Annotated in this window: 9 protein-coding genes; 3 read left to right on the top strand and 6 right to left on the bottom strand. The window is 38.8% G+C overall.

Annotation, left to right across the window (positions count from 1 at the left end):
• Positions 1-6 precede the first annotated feature (6 nt).
• The 4 genes from H8796_RS11980 to H8796_RS11965 all read right to left on the bottom strand — a co-directional run bounded on the left by H8796_RS11980 (position 7) and on the right by H8796_RS11965 (position 7776).
• Positions 7-3135: a TonB-dependent receptor gene (locus H8796_RS11980; RefSeq protein WP_117936815.1), complete on the bottom strand. Its 3129-nt coding sequence runs from the start codon at positions 3133-3135 to the stop codon at positions 7-9.
• 353 nt (positions 3136-3488) lie between these two features.
• The gene (locus tag H8796_RS11975; RefSeq protein ID WP_117936817.1) at positions 3489-6083 is read right to left on the bottom strand and encodes a hypothetical protein; all 2595 of its coding nucleotides are present in this window, start codon (positions 6081-6083) and stop codon (positions 3489-3491) included.
• A gap of 235 nt (positions 6084-6318) precedes the next feature.
• Complete coding sequence (locus H8796_RS11970; protein ID WP_117936819.1) at positions 6319-6930, bottom strand: HU family DNA-binding protein; 612 nt, start codon at positions 6928-6930, stop codon at positions 6319-6321.
• Positions 6931-7176: 246 nt separating this feature from the next.
• Positions 7177-7776 (bottom strand): MarC family protein, encoded by a 600-nt coding sequence (locus tag H8796_RS11965; protein WP_008650877.1) that lies wholly within the window; start codon positions 7774-7776, stop codon positions 7177-7179.
• A gap of 137 nt (positions 7777-7913) precedes the next feature.
• On the opposite strand from H8796_RS11965, the gene H8796_RS11960 reads away from it, so the two are divergent.
• On the top strand, positions 7914-8582 hold the full coding sequence (locus H8796_RS11960) for a Crp/Fnr family transcriptional regulator (RefSeq protein ID WP_117936821.1): 669 nt from the start codon (positions 7914-7916) through the stop codon (positions 8580-8582).
• Between the two features lie 96 nt (positions 8583-8678).
• On the opposite strand, the gene guaA is transcribed toward H8796_RS11960, so the two are convergent.
• Positions 8679-10202: a glutamine-hydrolyzing GMP synthase gene (guaA, locus tag H8796_RS11955; protein ID WP_004301779.1), complete on the bottom strand. Its 1524-nt coding sequence runs from the start codon at positions 10200-10202 to the stop codon at positions 8679-8681.
• Between the two features lie 132 nt (positions 10203-10334).
• Entirely contained in the window at positions 10335-10781 is a 447-nt protein-coding gene (mscL, locus tag H8796_RS11950; RefSeq protein ID WP_117936823.1) for a large-conductance mechanosensitive channel protein MscL, read from the bottom strand.
• 142 nt (positions 10782-10923) lie between these two features.
• On the opposite strand from mscL, the gene gap reads away from it, so the two are divergent.
• Positions 10924-11934: a type I glyceraldehyde-3-phosphate dehydrogenase gene (gap, locus tag H8796_RS11945; protein WP_004316172.1), complete on the top strand. Its 1011-nt coding sequence runs from the start codon at positions 10924-10926 to the stop codon at positions 11932-11934.
• A gap of 173 nt (positions 11935-12107) precedes the next feature.
• Positions 12108-14168, top strand: coding sequence for a M3 family metallopeptidase (locus H8796_RS11940; RefSeq protein WP_117936825.1), 2061 nt, complete (start codon positions 12108-12110; stop codon positions 14166-14168).
• Positions 14169-14171 lie beyond the last annotated feature (3 nt).

Raw genomic sequence — 14171 nt, 5'->3', positions numbered from 1 at the left:
AATCTATCAAAAATTAGCAGTAAAACCAATATTAAAACTTTTAGTCAGAGGATAATTCATTCCAGCACTATAAGAGCCTTCCACCTTTTCCGGATCAAACGCTTTCACAAAAGAATCACAGAAGGTTAAAAGATTATAGCCATTAATATAGAATCGTACATTACTGATACCGCTCTTTCTCAAAATACTGTCTGGTAATGTATAACCCAGTTCCAAAGTTTTAAGTCTTAAATAAGAAGCATCACGACGCCAGATATTACTCTCTTTATACATAGCCCCGGTGTCCTGTATTAAACGGGCAGCAGGCCATTTCCCGGCAACCCATTTACTATTCGGATTGTAAGGGTCTTCTTTGCGCCATCTGTCATAGAAATAGGCTGGAGTATTCGCACCTTTTGACCACAGCACCTCGGCATAAACCTCTGAAAACTGGACAGTATACATTCCCGCTCCCTGAAACAAAGCGTAGATATCGAAATTTTTCCAAGAAGCCTCCAAATTAAAGCCATAATGAATCAGTGGAGTACCTGACCAAAAGAGAGGCATTCTATCATTATCATCGATAATACCGTCACCATTAACATCTACATAACGGTAATCCCCCGGCAGTTCCTTGCTATTCCCTAACTCTCCATCCTGGACAGGAGCATATTTTATTTCCTCCATAGTCTGGAATTGCCCATTAGTCTGATACCCCCATGTGAAATCATTCCAACGTCCGGAAGACTGATTTCTCCAACGATCCATACTACTGGTGAAAGGTCCTCTTTCTACATGCTCCATTCGGGTACGGGCTAAATTCATATTCGCTTTGACGCTATAAGAAAAATCTCCAATCTTATTAGTATGCCCGAGCGTTATGTCAATACCCCTCGTCAAATCACTATTCAAATTTTCCTGTGGCAGTTGCGAACCAAATGTATTAGGTAATGACACCACTCTTGTAGCTAACAATCCGCTTCTTTTTCTTTGGTATAAGTCGAACTCCAAAGAGAATAATCCTTTGAATATAGAAAGATCGAATCCTATATCAAGTAACTTAGCTTTATACCAAGTTAAATTCGTATTCGTAATAGAGGGAGCAGAAATGCCCGAAGTGGTAGTCCCGTCATTAAATTCATAAATACCAACATTAAGGTTATAACCCGACACATATTGGAACGGATCACCTGCATCCTGTCCAGACTCTCCGTACGAAGCCCTGATCTTCAGATTATCAAGAAAGCTTAACTTTTCCTTCAAAAACTTCTCTTCCGACAAACGCCAACCAATAGACCCCATAGGGAAAAAAGCCCATCTGCTACCAGGAGCATAGCGGTAAGAACCATCATTTCTGAATCCTAATTCTAATAAATACCTTCCTTTGTAATCATAGTTAAACCGGCCGACATACGAAATAAAAGCCTGTTCGTTAGACATCCCCCCTGAAACAGCATCTTTCAATCCGGCATAATCTACTTCATCATAAGTCAATAAATCAAACTTACGTTCTATATTCGACCAATCACTTTTTTCCTGTCTCCTTTCATAGACCAATGTAGCACTTACATTATGAGTATCATTAAACAACCTATTGTAACTGATTTGTGCTTGCATGTCAAGCCTGCTCGCTTCGTTATTATTCACTTGTATCATAGAAGGATTATTGTATTCATTCTCTATATATTCATCCGTTTCGATAGCGTATGTATAAGTAGAAAACTTCTTTCTCAATCCTTTATGTTTATTATGATTATAATCATAGCCTAATTGTCCTTGTACAAATAATCCCTGTACAAACGGTACTTCATATTTTAGAGTGAATGTCGATTGAAAGTTTTTATTATAATAATAATGATAACCTGTCATATCCGCATCCGCCAAAGCAATGGGATTAATTCCCATACTTTGAGTTGCCAAATAGTCCGGATTGTTATTGGCATACGCAGGCACAGTCGGCACATTCACACGGGTCTGCTTGAAGATCTCATAGAAAGAGTTCCATGGCTGGCTGGTCTTATCATATCTACCTGCCAGATTAACTCCTGCGGTCAATCCTTTAGCTATTTTTATATCAGTATTCGAACGAAAAGTAAATTTTTCATATCCCAAATCACCGGATTTCAACAACCCTTCATCGGATGCATAGCTAAAACTACCAAAGTATGAGACAATATCCGAACCTCCTTGCAAGGACAAAGTATATTGCTGCTGAATAGAACTATTCTTAATCACATGATCGTATAAATCAGTACTGGCATATCCAGGAGCACCCGTCTTCCATAATTCCAATTCTTCTTTTGTAACCAATGGATTACCTTCTCCTAATATTGCAGCATCATTTCTAAGCTCCATATATTGAGCAGCGTTTGTCATCTTAGGAATATTAGTCGGTTTAGACCATCCCCAATTAGCCGACAAAGATATTTTCGCCTTTCCTTTATATCCTTTTTTTGTTGTTACAATAATGGCTCCATTAGCCGAATTCATACCATAAATAGCTGCAGTACCATCTTTCAGGAAAGAAATGCTTTCTATATCATCCGGATTAAGACGCTGAAACTCATTAGCCCCATCTCTGACAATCCCGTCAATAATGAAAAGCGGAGTACCCAAACCGCGTATATTGATATCGGAACGAAATTGTCCCGGTTCACCGTCATTCTGCCGTATCTTCAATCCCGAGACTTTCCCTTCAAGTGATTGTGCCAGACTGGTAGCTTTCGTTTTAATGATCTCATCATTTTTAATATTAGAAATAGCCCCCGTCAAACTCTCTTTTTTCTGAACTCCATAACCTACCACTACCACTTCATCCAACGCCTGTGTATCTTCCAGCAATTTGATAACTAAAGACCGCATATCAGACACTTTTATTTTTTGAGTGCGGTAACCAAGAAAACTGATAGTTAATTCTGTCCCGACAGGAACTTCAATGGAAAAATCTCCATTCATATTAGAAATAGTTCCCTTCCCGGCCACAGAAGATTGAATACTGGCTCCAATAATCGGTTCGTTAGCGTTGTCTATAACCTTACCCGTTATCAAGTTACTTTGGGCAAGAACAGAAGCTGAGAACAGTAAAGCTCCCATCATCACAAAAAAGAACCTTAAATGCACATTCCAGTGCTTCTCTTTGCAAATACGTGCTTTCATAAATTATAAATTAAGTTGATATATTGTTCAATCAATCATCTATTATAGATCACTATGAATCATGAACCTATTCAGAAGGTATCAGTATACTTCATAACTCGATATATTTGCGATTAATTGGTACTGCGAAAGTATATGAGAGGCATTATCACAACATTAATTTCATATTAATAAGATGATTTTGCTTATCACATTCCATATAAGTACCTGATAAATAAAGAGAAAAAAATAGAAATATTTTGCCCTCTCATGAAGAAAATAAAAGAACCCGAAAGCAATAAAGCCACTTCCGGGAGATCATTAATGCACTTTTAATGCAAAATTTATTTCATTTAAAAAATAAATTCCACCTATCAGCTCTCACAAATCACATCATCGTATGTAAATTCGGGAAAAGTATTCAATAAACGCTTATAATCTGCACAATACTTATCAAAACATTGTTTAGCAAGTCCTTTTTGTCCAGACAGGAACAACGCCCTACACTTTATACGAATAGCATCTTCATCAGTACAGTCATGCATTAGTATAATATCCGCTATTTTCAGCAATAGTTTGTTATCTTTCACAATCTCTTCACGGACACTGATAGAAAGAAGTAGTTCTATAACGTTATGAGAATACTCCGATTTATATTCATCCACCCATTCCGTACTTACATTAGGCAGCAACACTCCCAAAGATGCCAACTCTACAAAGTTGACAACCATTTCTTTATTAGAAGAATTATAGAATTCAAAAGCATTTAAAATCTGGCATACCTGATGATAATCACATAGAGTATCTTTACCCATATCAATATACCAATAATCATTTTTATTGATAATCTGCACCTCACCGACCGTCTCAAGAATTAGCCGAAGTTTACGAATATTAACCCTACGGTTGTTGGCTGCACTCGTTTTACTCATATCAAACCAAAAAGTCTCTTCCAATCTTTGTGAAGTTGTTCCCTTTCCACCTTTGATGGAGTTTAACAGTAGGAAAAGAAAAAGTAATTTAAGAGTAGGCGTAAATTCACCTGTTATATTATTCCCTTGTTTATCAAAGACCTGAAAACCACCAAGAAGTAAAATTGCAGATATTTTTCTGTTAGATGGCATAGCAATCTCCTGTTCTACATACTCCACTTTGGAAATAGTCACCGAAACTTCAGTTATTTTACTTTTCTTTTTCTTGTAGACATATACAATAACGAAGAAGAATAGTAGACATATTAAAATGCTTCCATAGATAACCCATGTAGAAAAATAACAATCTTCGTTCTTTTCCATATAAATCTCATCTGACGATAAAGGAGGATATACTAAAGAATATACATCTAAAACTGCCTCACCCGGTATCTTCTCCTGGACAACAAAAGCATACAACATCTGGTCTTGATAAAGAAATAAATCACAATAAGACTTAATATCCAAAAAATCATATTCGATAGAATCACTTACTATTTTAGATTGTGGCTTTAAAGTACAAATATCAAAACTGCACAAGTTGAGATTGGTATAAAAACGATCATTATTATAAACCAAAGCATATAACTTATCAGCGACAGTATCTATTACCATAGAATTACTAAACGTAAAATGCTCGCCTTCATTAAAAAAGGACCAAACCTTAGAACATGATTTATTCCGAATATTCAACCGATAAAGATCATAGTAATTCTGTGGAGACTCTTCTTGCTTTCCTGAACTGCTTCCATACCCGCCCATTATAAGAATGTGGTCTTTATCTTCAATGCCCATAGCACTTAAATACCGAGGAGTGATACAGGAATCCAAAGAGATAATTTGCCATTGATCTCCGTCGTTCAAACCTTTTTCCACGAAATCGGCATTATAAGTATGGCGTCCATATCCTCCAAAAAGGATCAAATGATTGGTTTCCGGGTCTATCATACGATTATGATGCTGCCTGGAGTCCACTTCCCAGGTAGAAGGAATCGACCATTCATGCGTGACAAAATTATATTTGCTTAAAAGAGGGTGTTCAGTAGAATAGGAAATCAACTCGTCAGTAGCAGCAGAATAAATAACCTGTCTGGATACTCCAAAGTAAGGTTCTCCTTTTTCAACTGATAGAGTGTCTACCTGTTTATTATCGACATGGTAGACCAATACCTTCTCTTTTAGTACCATAAATATCCTACCACCTATACTATCATAAGCTAATTGAAGATTTTGACATTGAAACTTCTTACTATCAAATTTCAAGGATTTCTCTTTCTGCCAGTTATAATGTCTATCTATTTCCCAAATGCCATTTTGAACAATTGCACGTTGAGCCTCTACTTCATCCATTGTTTCTCCTTTTCTGTTATGCAAGGCCAGCTTCCAGCAACGTATCATTCTACCATCCTGATTATGCAACTCAATGTTACGCAAACTAACGGGAGGCACATCGGTCGTATAATACTTTGGATGCCTATTACTTCCAAATAAGAAACTTAGATTGTTAAAGTCTTTAAAAGAATGACGCATCGTTTGAGTAGCTTCATTCACCGAAATCTTAATCTCCTGTTCTGTGAAATCAAGCCTTATCTTAATCCACTCATCTTTTACTATTTGAGTACTGTCTATAAAATCCACATTCTCAACAATCGAACTACCTTTGTTCAATATGAAATTGAACTTGGATCGTAGTTGATAAGATATAAAATCCAGGCAAGAAGAAGTATCGTCGGAAATTATTCTAAACACATATCCATAAGTATGCAATTCCTCTCTCAACTTAATGTCAAAACTAAGCGAGAACTTATTACCTAGATACAGACTTCTATCCGGAGTCAGATCAAGACTTGTTCTTTGATCCTGATTAACAGTATGTGCTTTGAAGGTAAGTCCATAACGATAATTGGACAATATAGTAGTATTTGCATAGCCCCATTGCAATGTTACAAACAACCAGAAAACGAGAAGGCTGATCAACAAATATCGTTTTTGTTTCATTGTTCCGTAATTTTTTTCTTTTTACTTATATACAATAAGGTTTATTTAATAACAAAAGTCTTTTCATGACAAACAGAAAATTCCCATCTATCTGCAGCTATGACAGGAGACGTTCAAGTGATGCAAAGACACATATTAAATATTTATCTACCCCCAATATACCCATATCCAGCAAACACCCCTATCATAATTTTCCGGCCCTACTTATGCCTCTCCACCCAGTATCAGGGATGGTTTATTTTCCATAATACCCGGATCTGGGCACATAAATCGGTTGAAAACGAGTTCCTATGTTCTCTATTTTACCTTGTTCTTTCAAACGTTGTATATGACGCGATGCCATAATTTGAGTAAACTGGCAAATGGATTGCAAATTACACCGAATCAAGACTTGATGAGTAGTGAAAAACTCCGTCAAACGCCGATCAATTTCCTCCTCTGAAAGGATAGCCGAATGGCACTTCCATTTCGAACGTTGTATATGTATATCATATAATTCGCCTTTAAGTTCTTTATCCGCCTGAAAACGAATAGCTTTGAAAGAAACTTTATCAGAACGTGTCTTAACATCATATACCGGTTCTGTAGTCTGCAACGTCACCTGAAAATATCCTATCCCTTTCAAGTGTACACGTTCGCCATTTTTAAGATGAGAGCTCATGAAATGGCCTAATGACATCAGAACACCTTCAACCTCTGCCTCACCGAACGTTGTAGCTCTATGAATTTCAGCTGCCAAATATTCAGTACTCACTGAATTGAAGTTAACAACTCGGGGATGATATTGCTCTTCCTCTCCTTCTTCTCCCGTTCCTGGATTCTTATAAAACTCAAATTGTACTGCCATCTTTACGGTTATATATTAGTTTCTCCTTCATAAGGACACCGACATCCTCACCATTTCTCACCGGCATCCTTGTAGTTTATTACCAACATCAGTAACTTCTCACTAAAATGATGAGACCTTATCACCCAAGTGAGAAGCCCTTTTCACCTTGATGACAAGCTCTTTCCACTCTAGTGAAAAGCATAAGTAAAGTCGTCAAATATACAAAAATAACAAGTAGAAAACAAGTAAAGATTAGATTATTATTCAAGACCGATGCAACGCTTCAATCAATAACGTTATATTGGCCGTAAACAATCTTACAGATATAGCCAACAGAATGATACCGAAGAACTTACGAATAATATAGATACCTCCTTTTCCCAGAAAACGTTCTACACGACCGGTCATACTCACTACAAAGTAAACCCAGATCATATTTAAAACTAAAGCTATAATGATATTAATACTGGCATATTCCGCCCGGAGCGAAAGCAAAGTGGTGAAAGCTCCGGCACCTGCCAACAAAGGAAAAACAAGCGGCACCAAAGTAGCTTCTTTGATAGGCCCCTGATTCTTGAAAATCTCAATATCCAAAATCATCTCCAAAGACATGAGGAAAATGACAAATGCACCGGCTACTGCAAACGATTCAATATCTACATGGAAGAGTTTCAGCATCATATCTCCCGCATAGAAAAATCCGATCAGCAAAGCAAAAGAGATGACAGTAGCTTTCATCGCATTCACATCTTTCCCTTTTTCTTTGAGGTTAATTATAATAGGTATAGAGCCGATAATGTCTATCACGGCAAAAAGTACGATAAACGCACTAATCATCTGCTGCCAATTGAAGCCTGCGAACATAATTCCCTCCTTTTTTTCTGCAAATATACTCTATTTTTATGCATTCAAACAATAAAAAAAACAAAAAGAACGGTCAGATGTTGACAGCAGTATTGTATTATGAGTAAATTTGTACGATTAACAAGAGATTACAACATATGGAAACAATGTTCGACACTTTGCTCCAATTGCCTTTATTTCAAGGTCTTTGTCATGAAGATTTCACAAGTATTCTGGATAAGGTCAAGCTACACTTTATCAAGCATAAAGTGGGAGAAACTATCATAGAGAGTGGTAGTTCGTGTAAACAACTCTGCTTCCTGTTAAAAGGAGAGGTTTCTATCGTCACAAATTCCAAAGAAAACATATATACCGTCATCGAACAGATGGAAGCACCTTATCTGCTGGAACCACAGTCGTTGTTTGGTATGAATACCAATTACACCTCCACTTATGTAGCACATACGGAAGCACATACTGTTAGTATCAGCAAAACATTCGTACTTAGCGACCTGTTCAAATATGAAATATTCCGGCTCAACTACATGAATATTGTCAGTAATCGGGCACAAAACCTTTATTCCCGTTTATGGGAAGAGCCGACACAGGATTTAAAAGAGAAAATCATTCGCTTTTTCCTGTTACATTGTGAAAAGACGCAGGGAGAAAAGATATTCAAAGTAAAAATGGACGATCTTGCCCGCTACTTAGATGATACCCGGTTGAATACATCGAAAGCGCTCAATGAGCTACAAGACAAAGGACTATTAGAGTTACGCCGGAAAGAGATTCTTATTCCGGACGCACAGAAGCTGGTAAACGAGTAGATACGGACTGACCAATCAAAAAAAAGAAACTATCCATCATAAAAATAGCCTCAACGGAAATTCCTGTTGAGGCTATTTTTATGATGGATAATGTTATTATTCCCATTCAATGGTTGCTGGTGGCTTGGAACTGATATCATAGGTTACACGGTTCACTCCTTTCACCTTATTAATAATATCATTCGACACCTTACCCATAAATTCATAAGGTAAATGTGCCCAGTCGGCTGTCATGGCATCTGTAGATGTCACAGCACGTAAAGCAACCGCTCTTTCATAAGTACGTTCATCTCCCATTACGCCCACAGACTGTACCGGCAACAAGATAACTCCTGCCTGCCATACCTTATCATACAATCCCCAATCACGCAATCCCTGGATAAAAATATCGTCAGCATCCTGCAGAATACGTACTTTTTCAGGAGTAATATCTCCCAGAATACGCACTGCCAGTCCCGGTCCCGGGAACGGATGACGGGTAATCAAATGCTCCGGCATACCCAGCTCACGACCTACCCGGCGCACTTCATCCTTAAATAACAAACGAAGCGGTTCACACAACTTCAGATTCATCTTTTCAGGAAGACCGCCTACATTATGATGGCTCTTTATCACTGTACCCGTAATAGACAATGACTCAATACAATCCGGATAAATGGTACCCTGCGCCAGCCATTTCACGTCTTTTATCTTGTGAGCCTCCACATCAAATACATCGATGAAGCCCTTACCTATAATCTTACGCTTACTTTCCGGTTCAGCGACACCAGCCAGTTCTGCGAAAAACTTTGCGCTGGCATCAACACCAATCACATTCAGACCGAGACACTCGTAATCCTTCATCACATTCTTGAACTCATTCTTACGTAGCATACCGTGATCTACAAAGATACAAGTCAAGTTCTTACCGATAGCCTTGTTTAACAACACTGCTGCAACTGAAGAATCAACTCCGCCACTCAAACCGAGAACGACTTTATCATCCCCTAACTGCGCTTTCAGCTCGGCAACCGTACTTTCAATGAAAGAAGCCGGCGACCAGTCTTGTTTGCAACCGCAAACATCTACCACAAAGTTCTTCAGGATTTGAGTTCCGTCTTCACTATGGAATACTTCCGGATGGAATTGAACACCCCACACTTGCTCACCTTCTACCTGATAAGCAGCAATCTCTACTTTATCTGTTGAAGCTATTTTTTTGAAATTATCAGGAATAGCAGTAATCGTATCTCCATGACTCATCCATACCTGCGAACCATCACGTACTCCTTTAAACAGCACATTATCTTTGCAAAATGAAGCCAAGTGGGCACGTCCATATTCGCGTGTTCCGGCCGGTTCCACTTTTCCGCCATTGGTGTATGACATAAATTGTGCACCATAACAAATACCCAATATTGGATATTTACCACGAATTTCACTCAAATCTACTTTAAAAGCATCTTTATCGTAAACCGAGAAAGGACTTCCGGAGAGAATAACTCCTTTAATAGTTGGGTCTTCCTTAGGAAATTTGTTATAAGGAACAATTTCACAATACGTATCCAATTCACGTACACGACGGCCTATGAGCTGTGTTGTCTGCGAACCGAAATCAAGAATTATTATTTTTTCCTGCATATCAATGGTTGGATTTTGAATAAATTGAGTTGCAAAAGTAGAAAAAAGTACGCAATCTATATTAATAATGAAGAGAAAAATAAAGGAGATTCTCTAGTTTACACCTGGAATCTCCTCTATTTTAAGTTAGAATCAACTATTCTTTTCTTTCAGTAAGTCACGTATCTCCGTCAACAAAACTTCCTCTTTCGTTGGTGCAGGAGGAGCAGGAGGAGTTGCCGCAACTTCCGCCTGTTTTTTAGTAGTCAACTTCGTTATCAAACGTATAAATAAGAATATAGCGAAAGCGATAATCAGAAAATCAAAGGTAGCCTGCAAAAATTGGCCGTAATCCAGTGTTACAGCCGGAGCTATCTCCTTGCCGTCGGCACCGACCTCCGCCGCTTTCATCACCCATTTCAAATCCGTAAAGTTCACACCGCCAACCAGTAAACCAATCGGAGGCATAATAACATTAGCAACCAATGATGATACGATTTTTCCAAACGCACCACCAATAACAACACCGACAGCCATGTCTATGACATTACCTTTCATGGCAAATGCCTTAAAGTCTTGTAAAAATGTACTCTTTCCCATCTTTTTTCAATATTTAATGTGAATTTAATATGCGAATATAAAAACATTTTTGTAATTTTGCACCGCATTTGAAAATAAAACAAGTGCGGAGGTAGAGAGATATTTGAACAAATATTATAAAACCCTTAAAAGTTTAAACAAAATGATTAAAGTAGGTATTAATGGATTCGGACGTATCGGACGTTTCGTTTTCCGCGCTGCAATGACAAGAAACGATATTCAAATCGTAGGTATCAATGACCTTTGCCCGGTTGATTACTTGGCTTACATGCTGAAGTATGATACAATGCACGGTCAATTTGACGGTACTATTGAAGCAGATGTTGAAAACAGCAAATTGATCGTTAACGGTCAAGCTATCCGTATCACAGCTGAAAGAAATCCGGCTGACTTGAAATGGAATGAAGTAGGCGCAGAATACGTTGTTGAATCTACAGGTTTGTTCTTGAGCAAAGATAAAGCTCAGGCTCACATCGAAGCTGGTGCAAAATATGTTGTAATGTCAGCTCCTTCTAAAGATGACACTCCGATGTTCGTTTGCGGTGTAAACGAAAAAACATATGTAAAAGGTACTCAATTCGTATCTAACGCTTCTTGTACTACTAACTGTTTGGCTCCTATCGCTAAAGTATTGAACGACAAGTTCGGTATCCTTGACGGTTTGATGACTACAGTTCACTCTACAACTGCTACTCAGAAAACAGTTGACGGTCCTTCTATGAAAGACTGGAGAGGTGGTCGTGCTGCTTCTGGCAACATCATCCCTTCTTCTACTGGTGCTGCGAAGGCTGTAGGTAAAGTAATCCCTGCATTGAACGGCAAATTGACTGGTATGTCTATGCGTGTTCCGACTTTGGACGTATCTGTAGTTGACTTGACAGTTAACTTGGCTAAACCGGCTACTTACGCTGAAATCTGCGCTGCAATGAAAGAAGCTTCTGAAGGCGAATTGAAAGGTATCCTGGGTTACACTGAAGATGCAGTAGTTTCTTCTGACTTCTTGGGTGACGCTCGTACTTCTATCTTCGACGCTAAAGCAGGTATCGCTTTGACTGATACTTTCGTTAAAGTTGTATCTTGGTATGACAACGAAATCGGTTACTCTAACAAAGTTCTTGACTTGATCGCTCACATGGCATCAGTTAACGCTTAATTAGAAGCTTAAACCATATAGAAAACCGCTGCGGGAAACCGTAGCGGTTTTTTTATACATTTCATTTTATATATTGTTAAAAAGCAACGTGTTATCCGTTGAATAAGCGACAATTTTAGTAGCTTTGTACTCCTATGGAGAGATTATTAATAACATTGATACTAGTTTGCACTATGAACAATATAACAAATGCCCAGAATCCTTTCTACGGGCAATACCATACGCCACACGAAACCGTGCCGTTTGACCGGATTGAAACAGAACATTATGAACCTGCTATTCTGGAAGGAATCAGGTTGCAAAATGCTGAAATAGAGGCTATCATACAGAATCCGGAAAAGGCTGATTTCACCAATACAATAGAAGCTTTCGAAGAATCCGGAGAATTACTGGATAGAGTAGTAGCTGTCTTCGGTAATATGCTAAGCGCAGAAACGAATGACGATCTGCAAGAGCTGGCTCAAAAGATTATGCCGTTGCTTAGTGAACACAGCAACAATATCACACTGAACGAAAAGTTATTCGCACGTGTGAAAGAAGTGTATAACCAGAAAGAGGCTTTGCAGCTGACACAGGAACAAAAACAGTTACTGGAAAATGCATATAACAGTTTTGTACGCCATGGCGCCAACTTGGAAGGAGAAGCACGGGAAGAATACCGTCGCCTGACTACCGAATTGAGTAAACTGACGCTAACTTTCAGTGAAAACAACCTGAAAGAGACGAATGCTTATCAAATGCTGTTAACAAAAAAAGAAAGCCTTGCCGGACTACCCGAAATTATCATAGAAGCAGCTGCAGAAACAGCCAAGAGCGAAGGTAAAGAAGGATGGGCATTCACGCTTCACGCTCCGAGCTATGTTCCTTTCATGACGTATTCCGATAATCGGGATTTACGTCAAAAGCTGTATATGGCTTATAATACCAAATGTACACACGATAACGAATTCAATAATATCGACATCGTAAAAAAGATAGCCAATACACGCATGAAAATAGCCCAATTACTGGGATACAAAGATTATGCGGAATATACGCTAAAGAAAAGAATGGCTGAAAACAGCAAGTCGGTATACAAGCTGCTCAACCAACTGTTGGAAGCATACACTCCTACTGCACAGCAAGAATATAAAGAGATACAAGAACTGGCTCGTGAAGAACAGGGAGCTGATTTCGTTGTCATGCCTTGGGACTGGAGTTATTATTCAAATAAACTGAAAGACAAAAAATTCAATATCAACGAAGAAATGCTTCGCCCTTACTTCGAACTGGAACAAGTGAAGAAAGGAGTATTTGGCCTGGCAGAAAAGTTATACGGAATCACTTTCCGGAAAAATACAGAAATCCCGGTTTACCATAAAGAGGTAGAAGCCTTTGAAGTGTTTGATAAAGACGGCAAATTCTTAGCCGTCCTATACACCGATTTCCATCCGCGTCCGGGAAAGCGTGCCGGAGCCTGGATGACGAGTTACAAAGACCAATGGATCGATAAAAAGACCGGTGAAAACAGCCGTCCTCATGTATCCGTTGTGATGAACTTCACCAAGCCAACCGAGAATAAGCCCGCTTTATTGACTTTCAATGAGGTAGAAACATTCTTGCATGAGTTTGGACATAGCCTGCACGGCATGTTTGCCAATTCCACTTACAGGAGTTTAAGTGGAACCAATGTATATTGGGATTTCGTGGAACTCCCCTCACAAATTATGGAGAATTTCGCCATAGAGAAAGATTTCCTCAATACCTTTGCCCGTCATTATCAGACGGGAGAAGTTTTGCCGGACGAATTGATAAGACGTCTTGTAGATGCATCAAACTTCAATATTGCTTATGCTTGCCTGAGACAAATAAGCTTCGGTCTACTTGATATGGCATGGTATACGCGTAACACTCCTTTTGAAGGAGATGTGAAAGCTTATGAACAGGAAGCCTGGAAGGACGCGCAAATATTGCCGGTAGTACAAGAAGCTTGCATGAGTACGCAGTTCTCCCACATCTTTGCCGGTGGATATGCCGCTGGGTACTATAGCTACAAATGGGCGGAAGTATTGGATGCTGACGCTTTTTCATTATTCAAGCAAAAAGGGATATTCAATCAGAAAGTGGCAGACTCATTCCGCAATAATATTCTGTCGAAAGGAGGAACGGAACATCCGATGATACTTTATAAACGTTTCCGCGAACAGGAACCGAGCATTGATGCTTTGCTAATCAGAAATGGGATAAAGAAATAAGTA

The sequence above is a fragment of the Bacteroides sp. M10 genome, from assembly GCF_014334015.1.
GTDB classification, from domain to species: domain Bacteria; phylum Bacteroidota; class Bacteroidia; order Bacteroidales; family Bacteroidaceae; genus Bacteroides; species Bacteroides intestinigallinarum.
This window is presented reverse-complemented; position numbering and strand designations above follow the sequence as displayed.

Excerpts from the sequence above, each read along its gene's own strand:
- H8796_RS11980 (WP_117936815.1), bottom strand. The coding sequence starts at position 3,135 with ATGAAAGCACGTATTTGCAAAGAGAAGCACTGGAATGTGCATTTAAGG.
- H8796_RS11975 (WP_117936817.1), bottom strand. The coding sequence starts at position 6,083 with ATGAAACAAAAACGATATTTGTTGATCAGCCTTCTCGTTTTCTGGTTG.
- H8796_RS11970 (WP_117936819.1), bottom strand. The coding sequence starts at position 6,930 with ATGGCAGTACAATTTGAGTTTTATAAGAATCCAGGAACGGGAGAAGAA.
- H8796_RS11965 (WP_008650877.1), bottom strand. The coding sequence starts at position 7,776 with ATGTTCGCAGGCTTCAATTGGCAGCAGATGATTAGTGCGTTTATCGTA.
- H8796_RS11960 (WP_117936821.1), top strand. The coding sequence starts at position 7,914 with ATGGAAACAATGTTCGACACTTTGCTCCAATTGCCTTTATTTCAAGGT.
- guaA (WP_004301779.1), bottom strand. The coding sequence starts at position 10,202 with ATGCAGGAAAAAATAATAATTCTTGATTTCGGTTCGCAGACAACACAG.
- mscL (WP_117936823.1), bottom strand. The coding sequence starts at position 10,781 with ATGGGAAAGAGTACATTTTTACAAGACTTTAAGGCATTTGCCATGAAA.
- gap (WP_004316172.1), top strand. The coding sequence starts at position 10,924 with ATGATTAAAGTAGGTATTAATGGATTCGGACGTATCGGACGTTTCGTT.
- H8796_RS11940 (WP_117936825.1), top strand. The coding sequence starts at position 12,108 with ATGAACAATATAACAAATGCCCAGAATCCTTTCTACGGGCAATACCAT.